Origin of the sequence: Methylorubrum aminovorans (assembly GCF_022179725.1) — a bacterium.
Taxonomy (GTDB): domain Bacteria; phylum Pseudomonadota; class Alphaproteobacteria; order Rhizobiales; family Beijerinckiaceae; genus Methylobacterium; species Methylobacterium aminovorans.
In genome coordinates this window covers 168,982-183,348 of the sequence record NZ_BPRC01000010.1, presented here as the reverse complement: position 1 = coordinate 183,348, position 14,367 = coordinate 168,982, and the positions used below count along the sequence as shown (strand labels likewise).

At 70.7% G+C, this 14,367-nt stretch carries 15 protein-coding genes; 8 read left to right on the top strand and 7 right to left on the bottom strand.

The features are described 5' to 3' along the window. Nucleotides 1-76: 76 nt before the first annotated feature. From MFF24_RS15660 to MFF24_RS15650, 3 genes are all read left to right on the top strand, one after another. On the top strand, nt 77-1,246 hold the full coding sequence (locus tag MFF24_RS15660; protein ID WP_238225422.1) for an MFS transporter: 1,170 nt from the start codon (nt 77-79) through the stop codon (nt 1,244-1,246). Nucleotides 1,247-1,342: 96 nt separating this feature from the next. Further along, complete coding sequence (locus MFF24_RS15655) at nt 1,343-1,471, top strand: TFIIS helical bundle-like domain containing protein (RefSeq protein ID WP_108942116.1); 129 nt, start codon at nt 1,343-1,345, stop codon at nt 1,469-1,471. 239 nt (nt 1,472-1,710) lie between these two features. Then, nucleotides 1,711-1,959 (top strand): hypothetical protein, encoded by a 249-nt coding sequence (locus MFF24_RS15650; RefSeq protein WP_238225420.1) that lies wholly within the window; start codon nt 1,711-1,713, stop codon nt 1,957-1,959. A 16-nt stretch (nt 1,960-1,975) separates the two neighbouring features. Here MFF24_RS15650 and MFF24_RS15645 read toward each other — a convergent pair whose 3' ends face one another. After that, on the bottom strand, nt 1,976-3,169 hold the full coding sequence (locus MFF24_RS15645) for a patatin-like phospholipase family protein (protein WP_108943089.1): 1,194 nt from the start codon (nt 3,167-3,169) through the stop codon (nt 1,976-1,978). A 353-nt stretch (nt 3,170-3,522) separates the two neighbouring features. Between MFF24_RS15645 and MFF24_RS15640 the strand changes: the two genes are divergently transcribed. The 5 genes from MFF24_RS15640 to MFF24_RS15620 all read left to right on the top strand — a co-directional run bounded on the left by MFF24_RS15640 (nt 3,523) and on the right by MFF24_RS15620 (nt 6,864). Next, nucleotides 3,523-4,083 (top strand): ComEA family DNA-binding protein, encoded by a 561-nt coding sequence (locus MFF24_RS15640; protein ID WP_238225418.1) that lies wholly within the window; start codon nt 3,523-3,525, stop codon nt 4,081-4,083. 200 nt (nt 4,084-4,283) lie between these two features. Next, nucleotides 4,284-4,499, top strand: a complete 216-nt coding sequence (locus MFF24_RS15635) for a hypothetical protein (RefSeq protein WP_108942119.1) — start codon at nt 4,284-4,286, stop codon at nt 4,497-4,499. Further along, nucleotides 4,496-4,999 (top strand): DUF3016 domain-containing protein, encoded by a 504-nt coding sequence (locus tag MFF24_RS15630; RefSeq protein WP_238225416.1) that lies wholly within the window; start codon nt 4,496-4,498, stop codon nt 4,997-4,999. The genes MFF24_RS15635 and MFF24_RS15630 overlap by 4 nt, the downstream gene beginning before the upstream one ends. Before the next feature lie 84 nt (nt 5,000-5,083). Continuing rightward, complete coding sequence (locus MFF24_RS15625; RefSeq protein WP_238225414.1) at nt 5,084-5,983, top strand: diacylglycerol/lipid kinase family protein; 900 nt, start codon at nt 5,084-5,086, stop codon at nt 5,981-5,983. Next, nucleotides 5,980-6,864 (top strand): metallophosphoesterase family protein, encoded by an 885-nt coding sequence (locus MFF24_RS15620; RefSeq protein WP_238225412.1) that lies wholly within the window; start codon nt 5,980-5,982, stop codon nt 6,862-6,864. Before MFF24_RS15625 ends, MFF24_RS15620 begins: the two co-directional genes overlap by 4 nt. Nucleotides 6,865-6,886: 22 nt before the next feature. On the opposite strand, the gene MFF24_RS15615 is transcribed toward MFF24_RS15620, so the two are convergent. The 6 genes from MFF24_RS15615 to tsaE form a co-directional block, all read right to left on the bottom strand. Further along, nucleotides 6,887-8,347 carry a sodium:solute symporter family protein gene (locus MFF24_RS15615; protein WP_238225410.1) on the bottom strand — a complete coding sequence of 487 codons (1,461 nt, stop codon included), beginning with the start codon at nt 8,345-8,347 and terminating at the stop codon, nt 6,887-6,889. Continuing rightward, the gene (locus tag MFF24_RS15610; protein WP_108942124.1) at nt 8,344-8,547 is read right to left on the bottom strand and encodes a DUF3311 domain-containing protein; all 204 of its coding nucleotides are present in this window, start codon (nt 8,545-8,547) and stop codon (nt 8,344-8,346) included. The genes MFF24_RS15615 and MFF24_RS15610 overlap by 4 nt, the downstream gene beginning before the upstream one ends. A 155-nt stretch (nt 8,548-8,702) precedes the next feature. After that, nucleotides 8,703-10,751: an ATP-binding protein gene (locus MFF24_RS15605; RefSeq protein WP_238225409.1), complete on the bottom strand. Its 2,049-nt coding sequence runs from the start codon at nt 10,749-10,751 to the stop codon at nt 8,703-8,705. Nucleotides 10,752-11,276: 525 nt separating this feature from the next. Further along, nucleotides 11,277-11,726, bottom strand: a complete 450-nt coding sequence (locus tag MFF24_RS15600; RefSeq protein ID WP_238225407.1) for a tellurite resistance TerB family protein — start codon at nt 11,724-11,726, stop codon at nt 11,277-11,279. Between the two features lie 47 nt (nt 11,727-11,773). Beyond that, on the bottom strand, nt 11,774-12,520 hold the full coding sequence (locus MFF24_RS15595; protein WP_238225405.1) for a nucleotidyltransferase family protein: 747 nt from the start codon (nt 12,518-12,520) through the stop codon (nt 11,774-11,776). 33 nt (nt 12,521-12,553) lie between these two features. Continuing rightward, nucleotides 12,554-14,191, bottom strand: a complete 1,638-nt coding sequence (gene tsaE, locus MFF24_RS15590) for a tRNA (adenosine(37)-N6)-threonylcarbamoyltransferase complex ATPase subunit type 1 TsaE (protein ID WP_238225403.1) — start codon at nt 14,189-14,191, stop codon at nt 12,554-12,556. Nucleotides 14,192-14,367 lie beyond the last annotated feature (176 nt).

Sequence of the window (14,367 nt, the reverse complement as noted above, 5' to 3'; positions counted from 1 at the left end):
CGGCTGCGGGGTTGCGGTGGGAGCCGGGGCCTGCTGAGGCGGGCGCCCTGCAACCCTGACGCGCCGTTCCAAGCTCATGCCCGCCCTCTCCACCCCCGTCTCCGATCGCGACCGCCTCGGCGCGATGGCCGCCGCGATCGCCTGCGTGGCGGTGGTGGGGACGGGGCTCGGCCTGTCGATCCCGCTACTTTCGCTCGAGATGGAGCGGATGGGCGCGTCGAGCGTCGTCATCGGCCTCAACACGGCCGTGGCGGGGTTCGCGGCGATCCTCACGGTGCCGTTCGTGCCGCGGCTCGCCGCAAAGGTCGGCGTGGTGCGTCTGCTGATCCTGGCGATCGTGCTCGGCGGGCTGTGCCTCACCGCCTTCAAGCTCTTCCCCCACCTCGTCCTGTGGTTCCCCCTACGCTTCGTCTTCTCGACGACGATGGGCGTGCTGTTCGTTCTCTCCGAGTTCTGGATCAACGACGCGGCGCCCCCTGAGCGGCGCGGGCTGGTGATGGGCATCTACGCGACGGTGCTGGCGATCGGCTTCGCCATCGGCCCGACCCTGCTGACCCTGCTCGGCACGGAAGGGTTCGCGCCGTATCTCGCCGGTTCGGCCCTGTTCTTCCTCGGCCTCACTCCGCTGGTGCTGGCCCGCAATCTCTCGCCCGCCCTCGGGCACGGCGAGGGCGGCGGGATCGTGACCTATCTGCGCCTCGCGCCGCTCGCGGTGCTGGCCGCCGCCCTCTACGGCGCGGTCGAGGCGGGCGCCTTCGCGATCCTGCCGCTCTACGGCCTGCGCATCGGCCTCGACGCGCAGGTCGCCGCCGCCCTGGTGAGCGCGGTGGCGCTCGGCAACGTGGTGTTCCAGATCCCCGTCGGGCTGCTGGCCGACCGGGTGGATCGGCGCCTCGTCCTGCTCGGCGGCAGCCTCGCGGGCGCGCTCGGGGCGGCGCTGATCCCGTGGGCGTCCGCCTCCTTGCCGGGGCTCACAGCCCTGCTCTTCGTCTGGGGCGGGATCGTCGGCACGCTCTACACGGTGGGCCTCGCCCATCTCGGCGCCACCTTGCGCGGACCGGATCTGGCCGGCGCCAACGCCGCCTTCGTGATGCTCTACAATGCCGGCCTGATGCTCGGACCGCCGCTGATCGGTGGCGGCATGGACCTCGCCCCGCCCCAGGGGTTCGCCGTCGCCATGAGCCTGCTGTTCGCGCTCTTCGCGGTGCCGGTGGTTCGCAGCCTCGTGCGGGGACCGGCGGGCTGAGATCGATTGCGGCGGCACGGAACGGCGCCCCGGCGGTGCCCGTTATCCCGTCGAAGCTGCACCGTTTTTCATTCCGACGACGAAGGAGCCCGAACCATGAGCCTCATCGGACGCATCGTCACCAAGATCCTCGGCACCGACGACCGCGCCGTCGTCCGCGACGACCGCAACGCCGACTCGAGTTCCCCGATCGGCCGGCTCGTGACGAAGATCCTGCGCAAGTAATCGCACCACACGGAATCGCGCCACACGACACTGATCCGAGGGCCGGCCGTCCGAAAGGGCGGTGCGGCCCTTTTCTTTCAAGTTCGGCGCCATGAGGAGGGATGACCTTTTGCGGGGTGGTCTTTTCCTGATGAGGCCTTTATGCCCTTGCCCCTCTTTCGCTCTCGAATCCCCACAGCTTGAGGCCCAGGCGTCTGCCGCGGTTCACCTCACCGAACCGCGCGAGCCGATCTGCGATCATGTCCCCATTGCCCCACGTCGCCCCGGCCACCGAACCGCCGCGCGCCGAAACCGAGGCGATCCAAGGCTTGCCGAGCTACATCGTCGGCCAGGACGGTCAGGGCCGCTGGGTCGCCCTGGAGAGCCACGGCCTCGGCGGCGGCTACTTCCGCAGCCGCGAGGCGGCGTTCCAATATGCGGTCGGCAAGACCGGACGCCGCGCCGGCGCGGTCCGCCTCAGCGCCGAGCCGTTGCGCATCGCCCTGTGAGCGTCGTGGCGCGGGCTCAGCGCCCCGCCACCGCCTCCCGCACCACACTCTTGACCAGCGGCGCGGCCGGCACGCTCGGATGCCAGAACTGGCCGGTGCGGCCGGCCTCGTAGCCGTACTGATAGAGGCTGCGCATATAGGCGGTATCGAAGCCGCGGGCCGTGGTGGTCTGCGGCGCGGTCTCGTCGATATAGGCCAGGTTGAAGCCGATCCCGTTGCGCCGGGCGAAGGCGTCGGTGGCCACCAGCGTCGCCCGCGAGCGAGCGCGGCTGGCGGTGGTGAAGGACTTCTCGACGATCGACAGGGTGTTGTTCTTGGTCACCTCGAATTCGGGCTCCAGCCGCCCGTTGATGACCACGTAGATGTCGGCCTTCCCGGCGTTGCGGAAGCGCCCGTCGCGCACGAGGAACGACTGCGGCAGGGTGAAGACCGGCGTCACCACCGAGCCGTCCACGTGCATCTCCTGGAAGGCGCGGCCCTCGGCCTGCACGTCGAGGAGCTGGGGCGGGAACACCGCCGGGATGCTGGCCGAGGCGGTCAGCACGTCGGTGAACAGCGAGACTGCGTTGGGCGCGCCGCTCGAAGCGATGGCACCCATGTTCCAGATCACCGCGCGCTGCGTGTCGAGATTCGTCGTCACCACGAGCAGGCGGCGGCCCTTGGCATGCTCCTCGGCGACGGCCTGGAGCAGATCGGGCGTGACGTAGCGGGCGATCAGGGTGCGCAGACGCCCGTCGCCGAACAGGCCCGAACCGAACAGCACGTTGGCGAGGCTCGGGCTCTGCACCAGCGATTCGGCGGCGCCGCTGGTGTAGATGTCGGTGAGATAGGGATCGTAGGCCGGCCCGAGGAAGGCGAAGGGCGCGATCAGGGCACCGGTCGAGACGCCGGAGACGATGGTGAAGTCCGGCCGCTTGCCCGAGGCGGTCCAGCCGTTGAGAACGCCGGCCCCGTAGGCCCCGTCACCGCCGCCGCCCGAGAGCGCGAGATAGCTGAAGCTCTGACGCTTCTTCTGCGGGCCGGCGGCCATCGCCACGAAGTCGGCGGCGCTGGCATCGGCATAGGCCCGCACGCCGACCATGCCGGGCACGGTTGCGGCTTCCGCCTCATCCTTGGTGTAGCTCGTCCGCGGCAACGAGGAACAGGAAGCGGCCTGCCCGGCGACCAGCGCGGCGAGGAGCAGGCGCGACCAGCGGAAACCCTTTGGCATCGACATGACCTGAACAAGCCCGTGGAAGGGGGCCAGCCTACACCAAACGAGCTTGGCCGTATTGCGTTCCCGCACAGCACGGCCTCGCTTGCATGGGGGCTGATGCCGCGCTGCCACAACCTGGGCAGGAGTGGCCCCGACGGAACAATTGCGGGTCTCCTGCGCCCGCTCGCTTGTGCGGGACTGTCGTCGCGATTTTCGCCGGAACTGTCGCGAAGCGTCGGCAGGGCGCCGTGTCCGACCTCTCGGATTTGTCATATGTTCGTGCCGTGTCCGTAGGTTAGGATCGCGGCAATGTCCGGTGCCGAGCACGAGACCTCGATATCGTCCCGCCTCCGCGGCGGGAGGCGCCCGTGCTGAGTGGATCGGTGATCCTGCGGGTCCTCCTCCTGATCGTGGCGGCGGCGGGATTGGCCTGGATCGTCCAGGCGTTCTGGCTGCACGGGCCCGAAAGGCCGGCCGGCCCGCCCGCGGCGGCGACGGTGAGCCCTGCCCGGCCGACGGGCGTGCCTGCCCCGCCCGAGCCGGTGCGAGTGGTGAGGCCGGCCGAGCCGGTCAGGGAGGCGGCTAAGGAGCCGGTAGCTCCGGCCGCCGAGGCGTCGCCTGCTGTTGCCGCACCGCGCGCCGATCCCTCACCCGAGCCGGTGACGTCTCCGGCGGCGCGAACGGCTCCGGCCCCGCCGCCTCCCGATCCGGTGGCCGAGGTCGAGGAGAACGCGCCGCCCGCGGCGGTCGCCCTGATCGACCTCAACACCGCCTCGCTCGCCGAACTGAACGGGCTGAAGGGCGGCGGCGCCATCGGCCGGACGATCATCCAGCACCGGCCCTACGCCTCCGTCGACCAGCTCCTCTCCAAACGCGTCCTCAACCGCGCCACCTACCAGCGCATCAAGGATCAGGTGACGGCGCGGTGACGTTAGGCGGCGGCTCGCCCCCGTCGCCAAGAGCGCGGATCGATCGGCGAGACAGCGACGGTCTTGGAGACAAGCGGGCCTGAGAGAAACCAGCGGAGCGCTCTGCAGTGGCCGCACTGTGCATCCGACCCTGGTACAGCGCGCGCCGAGGCCCTAAACAGGGGGCGGACGTTCCCTGAAATGAAGGCCGAGGCCGCTCCATGCAAACGACATCCGGCGCACCGATCCTCCGCCGGGATCTGGGTGTCGAGGAGACGACGGAATCCGACAACGTCGTCCGGTGGGACGGCGAGCGGCTCTACGTCGAGCAGGACATCTACCACAACGGCCAACTCGTCCACCGCAAGTACCGGCGCACCATCACTGAGCCGGTCGCCCGCGCCCTGCAGGCGATCCTCAAGCGCTCGCAGCAATGAGGGCGGCGGCGCTCGCGCTGCTCGCGGCGCTGACCGCCTTCGCCGCCTCGCCCGCGGTGGCGCAAGTGCGGGTGACCTTCGTCGCGCCCGAGCGCTACACAGACGCCCAGAACCGCTTCGGTTCGGGCCCGTCGCTGCGGGTCGTTCTCGCCGAGATGCGCCGCCTGTTCGAGACGCTCGGCAACCCGGTGCTGGCGCCGGGCCAGACGCTCGACATCGCGGTGCTCGACATCGACCTCGCCGGACTCGACCAGCCGAGCTTCGGCCCGGCCCAGGGCGTGCGGGTGGTGACCGACATCACCCCGCCCCGCTTCCGCCTGCGCTACGCCCTGAAGGAGCGCGGCCGCACGGTGCTGGCGGCGGAGGAGGCTGTCAGCGACATCAACTTCCTGCTGCGCGCCAACCGCCTCTCGTCCGGACAGACCTTCTTCTACGAGCGCGAGGTGCTGCGGGACTGGTTCCAGGCGCGTTTCGTGCAGCGGCGCCCGCCGCCGGGCTGATCGCGCCGCCCGTCACACGCCCGACGCCGGAGCCTGCCATGTCCGCACCGTGTTCGGCCGGACGCGGGCGGGTCTCGAAACGTCATGCGCATCGTCCTCGTCGCCAACGCCGCGTCGGGCGCCTTCGCCTACGGCGTGACGCCGGACGCGATCCGCGCGCGGCTGCGGGCGACGGGGCTCGATCTCGCCCCTGAGCCGGACGAGACCTTGCCCCTGCCCGACCGCCTGCGGGCCGCGCTGCACACGGAGGGCGTCGCGGCCGTCGCGGTGGCGGGCGGGGACGGCACGCTCAACTGCGCCGCCGGTCTACTCGCGGGCAGCGGCGTGGCGCTCGGCATCCTGCCGTTCGGCACCATGAACCTGCTGGCCAAGGATCTCGGCATCCCGCTCGATCTCGACGGAGCGATTGCCGTTCTCGCGGCCGGGCAGACCCGCGCCGTCGATGTCGGCTACGTCAACGGGCACCTCTTCCTCATCAACTCGGTGCTCGGCATGCCCGCGCGCATGGTCCGCCACCGCGAGATGTTTCGTGGGCGGCGCCTCGGCGTTTCGGCGCTGCTGCGGCTGGCGGCGGCAGCCTTACGCCATCTCGGGCCCTATCCCCGGCTCTCGACGGTGATCTCGGAGGGTGGGCGGCGGACGCGGCTGCGCGTCCGCCTGCTCGCGGTGATCAACAACGACTATGCCGAGGGGCCGGGAAAGATTCTGGAGCGGAGCCAGGTCGATGGCGGCGAGTTGACGCTCTACATCGCCCGCCGACTCTCGCCGTGGCGTCTCGCTCGGCTGGCCCTCGGGTTCGGGCTCGGCCGCTGGCGCGACGGAGTGGGGCTGGAACGCCGCGGTGCGACCCGCTTCGCCGTCTCCGCCCGGAGGGGTGCGCTGCGGGTGATGAATGATGGAGAGGTCCGCTTGATCGCCCCGCCCCTGCGCTACCGCCTGATGCCCCGAGCCCTGACCGTGATCGTCGCGGAGCCGAAGCGGTGAGACGGATCGCCCACATCTCCGACCTGCATTTCGGCCGCACCGACACGGTGGTGGTCGAGGGGCTGGCGGCTGAGCTGAACCGCGACCCGCCGGACCTGATCGTCGCCTCGGGCGACTTCACCATGCGGGCGCGGCGCAACGAATATGCGCAGGCCCGCGCCTTCCTCGACCGGCTCACCGCGCCCTGGATCGCGGTGCCGGGCAACCACGACATCGCCTATTTCAAGCTCTTCACCCGCTTCTTCCACCCGTTCGGCCGCTACCGCCGCTTCATCGCGCGGGACACCGAGCCAACCTTCCTCGACGACGAGATCGCGGTGGTCTGCCTCAACACCGTGCGGACCTGGGCGCCGGAGACGGATTGGTCGCAGGGCAAGATCACGCGGGCGCAGATCGCCCGCACCGAGGAGCGGCTGGCCGCGCTGCCGGGCCACGTGTTCCGGATCGTGGTCGGCCACCACCCGTTCATGCCGCCGCCCTGGGACGCGGAGGCCCGCCTCGTGGGCCGCGCCGACGAGGCGCTCGACGCCTTCCGCCGCCACGGCGTCGGGCTGACGCTGGCCGGCCATCTCCACCGCCACTACGCCCGCTTCGCCGAGGCGCCGGAGACGGGTGCCGAGCCCGACACCGTCACAGTCGATCGCGGCCGGGCGCAGGCGGGCGGCAATCGGCTGCTCGCGGTGCAGGCGGGCTCGGCCACCTCGACACGGCTGCGCGGCAACGAGCCCAACGCCTATAACCGCATCGTCATCGAGGACGGACGGGCCACTGTCACCGTCCGGGTCTGGACCGGCGCCGCCTTCGAGGACGCACGGGAGGGCGACTCCCTGCCCGGGGCGGCGGAGGAGCGGACCGGCGAGTCGGAGGCGGCCGGGCGCTGACCGCCCGGCCCTCCTCCGGGATTCAGGGCAGCGCCGTCCGCCGCGCGCCGCCGCCCGCGAGGCTGACGGCGAAGGCCACCGCGAGGTTGAGCGCCAGCGCCACGACGCCGATGTTGAGATCCTGCACCGGCCCCGGCAGGCCGGGGAACAGCTTGGCGAGCGTGTAGCCGCCGACCACCGTCACCGCCACCGCGGCCACCCCGGCCAGGATGCCCGCCATGGCCCCCGCGCGGGTGAGCGGGTTGCGGGGTAGGAGGCTGAAGAAGAAGGCCGGGAAGAGCTGCGTGACGACGGCGTAGCCAATCAGCAGCAATTGCACGATGGTCTCGCCCCCGTAGAGGGTGAAGCCGACGCAGGCGAGCGCCAGGATCGGTGCGATCCCCTTGGCGAGCCGACCCGTGGTTGCGTCGGTCGCGTTGCGCGCCAGCGGCCGGTAGAGGTTCTGCGCGATCAGCGTCGAGCCGGCGATCAGGATCATCGAGCCCGGCACCAGGGCGGTCAGCACGCCGGTGGCGCCGATGATGCCGACGAACCACGGCGGGAAAGTCTGGAGCGCGATCTTGAACAGGGAGAGATCGACGTCCGGACCCGTCAGCCCCGGCACCTGCAGCACGGCGGCGAAGCCCGCGAAGAACACGAACAACAGCATGAGCTGGTAGAGGGGCAGGAACACCGCGTTGCGCCGGAAGGTGCGCGCATCGCTCGCGGTGTAGATCGAGGCGAAGATGTGGGGGAACATCCAGCCGCCGAGTGCCGTGAGCAGCGTGGTCGAGGCGAACCACGTCGCGCTCTGGCCGCGGTCCGGCAGTGCCAGGAAGCCGGGCTTGGCCTGATCGATCGCGGTGAACATCTCGCCGATGCCGCCGTAGTAGTGATACGGCAGGTAGACGCCGAGAAAGATCACCACGAACAGAATCATGAAGTCCTTGAGCACCGCGGTCCAGGCCGAGCCGCGCACGCCCGAGACCATGACGTAGACCGTCAGCACCGCCGCGCCGATCCAGATTGCGAGCGTGGGCGAGATCGCCCCGTAGGAGGCGGTGGCGACGATGATGCCGAGCCCCTTGAGCTGCAGCACCATGTAGGGGACGAGCGCCACGATCCCGACCAGCGCCACCAGGATGCCGAGGCTCTTGCTGTCGTAGCGCGCCGCGAAATAATCGGGCTGCGAGAACAGGTTGCGCTCCTTGGCGAAGCGCCAGGCCGGCGGCAGGATCCAGTAGGAGATGACGTAGATCAGCGTCAGGTAGCAGAGGATGTAATAGGTCGGCCCGCCCTTGCCGTAGGCCCAGCCGGAACCGCCGAGGAAGGTGAAGGTGGTGTAGATCTCCCCCGCCATCAGCAGGAAGACGAGCAGCGTGCCGAAGCCGCGCTTGCCCACGCTCCACTGTTCCATGTCCATGTCGTGGCCCGAGCGCGCCTTGAGGCCCAGGCCCAGCGCCACCACGACGGCCAGCGCGATGATGAGAAGCGCCGCGTTCATGGCCCCTCCTCCGGTTCCCGGTTGGCGGGATCGGTGAGGTAGATCAGCGCCATGATGGCCGAGGTCGCGACCGTGCAGCCGACGAGCCACGCCAAAAGCAGCGGCATGCCGAGCACCATCGGCTCGACCCGGTTGAGGAAGAACGGTCCCACCAGCATCCCGAGGGCGGGCAGCGCGGCGAGCCACTGAATCAGTTTCATCGACGGCCCCTCCCCGGCGATGGATTGCGGAATCGTGCCTTCGGTCCGGTCATACGCTCCCCGTCGGTTCGGCGCCGGACCATGAGGCAGAATTCACACCAGGGCGAGGGGATGAAATCCTCTTTTTGCGTTCAGGTGGCCCCTCAAGCGGCCTCTCAAGCGGCTTCTTGGCGGCGGTCGAGCAGCCTCGGCAGGGCGCGCAAGTTGAGCGGCTTGGGCAGGAAGCCGTCGAAGCCGGCGGCGAAGGCCGCAGCCACGTCCTCGCGGCCGGTATTGGCCGTGAGCGCCACGAGATGGAGCGGCGCCGCGCCGGTCTCGGCCTCGCGGGCACGGATGCGGCGGGCCGCCTCCAGGCCGTCGAGGCCGGGCATGCGGATGTCGATCAGCGCGAGGTCGAAGGGCCCCTGCCCTTCCGCCGCCGCCAAGGCTTCGAGCCCGTCGCGCGCCAGGATCACCTGCGCACCGAGCCGCTCCAGCGCCTTGGTGGCGAGGAGCGCGTTGATCGGGTTGTCTTCCGCCAGCAGGACCCGGCGGCCCGGTGCGGCGGCCGGCGCCGGCTCGGCGGGCGCGGGTTGGGCTGTCGCGTCGGTCGGGAGGCGGGCCTGGGCGGATCCCGGTTCCAGCAGGCGGTCGAACAGCGAGCGGGCGCGCACCGGCTTGATCAGGTAGCTGTCGAACCCCGCCGCGTTCGGGGCGCCGAACTCCCGCCGGTCGAAGGGCGAGAGCAGGATCAGGCTGCAGCGCACGCCGCTGCGGGTGGCCTCCGCCGCGAGACGCCGCACGGCGGCGTCGCCCAGGCTGCGGTCGGCGATGAGCGCATCGAAGGCGACGCCCGCCAGCGCGTCGAGCCCGGCATCCGCGCTGTCGACCACCACCGCCGCGGCACCCGAGCGGCTGAGCCGGCGCGCCAGGAAGGGCGCCTGGAAGGGCGAGTCGGCAACGATCAGCACCTTTCGCGGAGCGAGGCGCGGGACCCGGGCGGCCTCCGCACCGTCCGCCGCCGGGAGCGGCAGCACCACCCGGAAGGTCGAGCCGCGCCCCACCGTCGAGCGGGCCTCGATCGTGCCGTTCATCCGCTCCACGAGGCGGCGGGTGATGGCCAGCCCCAGCCCCGTGCCCTCGTGGCTCGCGCTGTCCTCGCCCTGCTCGAACTCCTCGAACAGGATCGGGATGCGCTCCTCGGGGATGCCCGGCCCAGTATCCTCGACCGTGAGGACGAGCCCTTCCCCCGGACCCTGCCCCGCCCGCGCGAGGCTGACGCCGACGCCGCCGGCTTGGGTGAACTTGATGGCGTTCCCGGCCAGGTTCACGAGGATCTGCCGCACCCGGTCGGCGTCGCCGACGTGTGAGGCGGCGAGGTCGTCGGCGATGTCGAGGGCGATCTCCAGGCCCTTGTCCTGTGCCCGCGGCGCCAGCAGCTCGACCACGCCCTCGACCAGGGCAGCGACGGAGAACGGCTCGGCGGCGAGGTCGAGACGACCGGCCTCGATGCGCGAGAAGTCGAGGATGCCGTCGACGAGGCCGAGCAGCGCCTTGCCGCTGGTGCGGAACGCCTCGACATAGGTGCGCTGCTCGGGGTCGAGCCGCGTCTCGAGCAGCAGGTCGGCCATGCCGAGGATGCCGTTCAACGGCGTGCGCAACTCGTGACTGACGGTGGCGAGGAAGCGGGATTTGGCGACGTTGGCGGCCTCCGCCCGGCTCTTCGCCTCATCGAGGGAGCGCGCGGCCTCGACACGCTCGGTGACGTCCTGGCCGGCCCGCAGCCAGCTCGGCCCGTTCGCACGGCCGGCCGCCGGCATCTCGATGAAGGAGAACCAGCGCGGCACGCCGTCCACCGGCATCAGGCGCTCCTCGACCACCCGCACGCCGTCGGCGCGCAGCGTGCTGGCACCGCGCTCGATCACCTGCGGGCTCAGCGTCGAGCCGATCAGCTCCAGCGGCCTCACGCCGAGCAGGGCAGCGAAGCCCTCGCTGGCGAAGGTGATCCGCCCCTGCCCGTCCCGCTGCACCACGACCTCCGTCGTGGCCTCGACCAGCACCCGGTAGCGTTCCTCGCTCTCGGCGATCTGCCAGAGCCGGTCCTGAAGCGCTTCCGTCATGTCGGTATCCGGCACGACGGATCCGCGACGGCGCAGCGACACCAGGATCAGCGCCAGCATCGCCGCGGCGATGGTCAGGCCCATCACGCTCACCGCAAGGGTCATCGGTTCCACGAAAGTCCCCCAGGGCCGGCCGAGGCCGAAAGCCGGGCTCGTCAGAGGAACAACCATGCCAGTCGGGCGTGAAGCGCCGCTTGAGAAAGAGGCTTAAGGGGGAATGAGCGGAATCGGCGGGATTTTGCCGTTTCGGTGCCGCTAGGGATCCCCACGCCCCGCCCGCGGAGAGTGGCCCGCAGGCACCTCGTCGGGCTTGCAGGAAGCGAAGGCGAAGCGTGAGGGGGCGCTTCCGACAGCGGCTCTTCCGGCGAAGCCCCCTCACCTTCGGTTGTCGCCTCGCTTGACCAACGACAAGGTCGGTCACGCCCTCCCCCCGCAAGCGGGCGAGGGAATGCTGAGACCGGTTCAACCCGTTTCCGATTGATCGCTTCGGCTTTTGCCCAACGCCGTCATCGCGAGGCGAAGCCGAAGCGATCCAGGGCACGACATCTCCGGACAATGCGGAGCCCTGGATTGCCACGGCTTCGCCTCGCCATGACGAAGAGACACCGAAGCGATCAAGCGGAGACCGGCTCACACCTCCGGAAACCGCCGCAGCAGCGCCTCGCCATTGAGCCCGAGCGCCGCGCCGACTTCGGCGAGCGCCGCGTGCTCCTCGCGGCCGATGCCCTCGTGGTCGGCGACGTCGGCCGCGACGAGGAAGACGTTGCGGCGCTGCTCCTCCGGCCGCTCGGCGATCGCGCCGATCCGCACGAGGTTCTCCGCGCGGCCGGCGCGAGTGCGGGCGCGGCCGAGCCCCTCGTAGAGGGCGTGTTCCAGCATCAGGCTGTCGTAGCCCTTCTCGATGATCGGATTCGCGCGGATGCCGGCGAGCGCGGTCTCGAACTCCTCGGTCATCAACTCGCCGTCGGCGACCGCGACGTTGGCGCAGGCCGAGACCGCCGCCTGCATCAGCGCCTCGTCGCCGGCATAGGCCTTGAGGGTGGTGCGGAACTGCTCGATCGCCGCGTGAAGAAGGCCCATGTCTCGTACAAAACCCTGTGGCAGAGCCCCGACAACGGGGCTGCCGGTCAAACGATCCGCGCGCTCTCCTGCACCCGCGCCTCGGCCGCCTGGATCGCTTCCGGCGTGCCGACATGCAGCCATTGCCCGTCGAGGCGCAGGCCGTGGAGGCGGTTGCGCTTGACCGCCCGGTCGAACAGCAGGGTCAGGGAGAACGAGCCCTCCGGCGTGTCGGCGAACAGCTCCGGCTTCAGGATCGCCACGCCGGCATAGATGAAGGGCGCGACCTCGCGCTCGCCGCGCCACGAGAGCCGGCCGTCCGAGTCCATGTCGAAATCGCCCGCGCCCTCGTAGCCGAGGCTCGTCGCGGTCGGGGCGACGAGGAGCAGGATATCCATCGTGTCGGGGTTCCAGGCCTCGATCAGCCGCCCGAGATTGGGCCGCGGCCCTTCGAGCCAGAACGAGTCAGAGTTGAACACCACGAAGGGCTCGCCGTTGAGCCGGTCGAGCGCCTTCTTCACGCCCCCGCCGGTCTCCAAGAGCGCGTCCCGCTCGTCGGAGACAACGATGGCCGGCGCGCCGGTGCGGTGGGAGAGATGCCCCTCCATCAGGTCGGCGAGCCAGTGGACGTTGACCACCGCTGTCTCGATACCGCCCTGCGCCGCCCGGTCGAGGGCGTGGTCGATCAGCGCCTTGCCGGCGACCTCGACCAGGGGCTTGGGCACCGTCGCGGTGATCGGGCGCATGCGCTTGCCCAGGCCCGCCGCGAGCACGAAGGCGCGGGTGATTTTTTTCGGGGTGGGTTCAGCGCTCATGCCGCCTCGACCGGTCCGGTTGAAAAGAAGCGTTCAGGATGCGGCGGGTTCGGCATCCGGCCGCGGTGCGACGAGGCTCGGCAGGTGGGTCTCGTGCCACGCTCTGACCGCCGCCAGCGCCGGATGGGCGAGGTTGCGGGCGAGATAGCCCTCGATCCGCGGCAGGTGGGCGAGGTAGCCCGGCTTGCCGTCGCGCTTGTCTAGGCGGGCGAAGATGCCGAGGATCTTGGTGGCGCGCTGCGCCGCCAGCACCGCGTAGGCGCGGGCGAAGGCCTGCATGTCGAAGCCGATATCTCGGCCGCGGCGCTCGCGGATGTAGAGGCCGAGCAGCCGCAGCTCGAAATCGGCGCTGGCATCGACGCGGGCGTCCTGCAGCAGCGAGGCGACGTCGTAGGCCGGGTGGCCCATCACCGCGTCCTGGAAGTCGATCACGCCGACCCGCTCCAGCCCGGTCCGCTCGGGGAGCCAGATCAAGTTGGGCGAGTGGTAGTCGCGCAGGGTCCAGGTGGCGGGCTCGGCGATCAGGTCCTTCAGCGCGTCCGCCCAGAGATCGCGGTAGGTGCTCCGCGCTTCCGGCGACAGAGTCGTGCCGCGGATCGCCGGGGCGTACCATTCGGGCAGCAGCTCGGCCTCGAACAGCAGGGCTTCGAGGTCGTAGTTCGGGATGGCGTGGTCGATCCCCTCGCTCACCGGCACGGTCGTCGGCAGATCGGTGGCGTGGAGCTTGGCCAGCAGTCGGACGGCCTCGGCGTAGCGCTCGGGGCGCGGCGCGCCGTTCTCGATGACCGGCTCGGAGCCGAGATCCTCCAGGATCAGCAGGCCGGCATCGAGGTTCTCGCCCAGGATCTTCGGGGCCGAGAAGCCGATCGCCCGCAGCGCCCGGTCCATGCCGACGAAGGCGTGGATGCTCTCGGCGAGCTTGACCACGGCGCTGTACGGCTTCCCGTCCTTCACCGGCGGCCCGTCGGGACGGGGCGGCGAGATCATCAGCACGGCGGTCTCGCCGCCCGGCTTCACCAGCCGCTCGTAGGCGCGCGAGGAGGCGTCGCCCTGCATCAGCACGCGCTCCGCCTCGTCCCAGCCGCTGCGGGCGAGCAGAGCCCGGATGGCGCGGGCGCGATCGATGCGCTCGCGCATGTCGCCGGTGCCGTCGATCCGGATGAGGCGGGCCTCCTCGCCGTACTCCGCCCGCAGGGACAGTTCGACGGTGAGCGTGGAATTCTCGCGATGGCCCAGCCGCTCGGGCCACTCGACCAGGGTGATCGCGGTCTCCGAGAGTTCGTCGAAGCCGAGTTCCACCAGCTCGTCCGGCCCGCGCAGGCGGTAGAGATCGGCGTGGATCACCGTGCGGCCGGAGCGGGTCTCGTAGGGCTGCATCAGGGTGAAGGTCGGGCTCGGCACTTCGAGCCGCGGATCGCCCGCGAGTTCGCGGATCATCGCCCGGGCGAGCGTGGTCTTGCCCGCGCCGAGCCCGCCGGAGAGCGCCACGAGGTCGCCGGGCCGCAGGATGCCGGCGAGGAAGGCGGCCATGTCCTCGGTCGCGCCCTCCTCGGGCAGCAGCACCTCCCAGGCGGCGCGTCGCGGTGGCGATGACGTCGACGGCATCTGGGCCTCGCCCTGCGACGGGCCGGGCCGCGGGCTTCCCGCCGTGCTGTCCGGAACCTCGCTCAACGCCCCAATCCTCCGCAAAGCCGCGAACGGCCACCCCGCTCAGGGTTAAGCCTCAACCCTTCTATCGAGGGATGTTTAAACCTTTTTCCGCACCTGCGGTGAGCCCCGCCTGCCGGCGCGAGCCAATTTCATCCCGATCCTGTGAGCGGTCGCCGCCCGAACATCGTTCCGAAAGG

Excerpts from the sequence above, each read along its gene's own strand:
- MFF24_RS15625 (WP_238225414.1), top strand. The coding sequence starts at position 5,084 with ATGCGCATCGTCCTCGTCGCCAACGCCGCGTCGGGCGCCTTCGCCTAC.
- MFF24_RS15615 (WP_238225410.1), bottom strand. The coding sequence starts at position 8,347 with ATGAACGCGGCGCTTCTCATCATCGCGCTGGCCGTCGTGGTGGCGCTG.
- MFF24_RS15595 (WP_238225405.1), bottom strand. The coding sequence starts at position 12,520 with ATGAGCGCTGAACCCACCCCGAAAAAAATCACCCGCGCCTTCGTGCTC.
- MFF24_RS15610 (WP_108942124.1), bottom strand. The coding sequence starts at position 8,547 with ATGAAACTGATTCAGTGGCTCGCCGCGCTGCCCGCCCTCGGGATGCTG.
- MFF24_RS15655 (WP_108942116.1), top strand. The coding sequence starts at position 1,343 with ATGAGCCTCATCGGACGCATCGTCACCAAGATCCTCGGCACCGACGAC.
- MFF24_RS15660 (WP_238225422.1), top strand. The coding sequence starts at position 77 with ATGCCCGCCCTCTCCACCCCCGTCTCCGATCGCGACCGCCTCGGCGCG.
- MFF24_RS15645 (WP_108943089.1), bottom strand. The coding sequence starts at position 3,169 with ATGCCAAAGGGTTTCCGCTGGTCGCGCCTGCTCCTCGCCGCGCTGGTC.
- MFF24_RS15650 (WP_238225420.1), top strand. The coding sequence starts at position 1,711 with ATGTCCCCATTGCCCCACGTCGCCCCGGCCACCGAACCGCCGCGCGCC.
- MFF24_RS15635 (WP_108942119.1), top strand. The coding sequence starts at position 4,284 with ATGCAAACGACATCCGGCGCACCGATCCTCCGCCGGGATCTGGGTGTC.
- MFF24_RS15630 (WP_238225416.1), top strand. The coding sequence starts at position 4,496 with ATGAGGGCGGCGGCGCTCGCGCTGCTCGCGGCGCTGACCGCCTTCGCC.
- MFF24_RS15605 (WP_238225409.1), bottom strand. The coding sequence starts at position 10,751 with ATGACCCTTGCGGTGAGCGTGATGGGCCTGACCATCGCCGCGGCGATG.
- MFF24_RS15600 (WP_238225407.1), bottom strand. The coding sequence starts at position 11,726 with ATGGGCCTTCTTCACGCGGCGATCGAGCAGTTCCGCACCACCCTCAAG.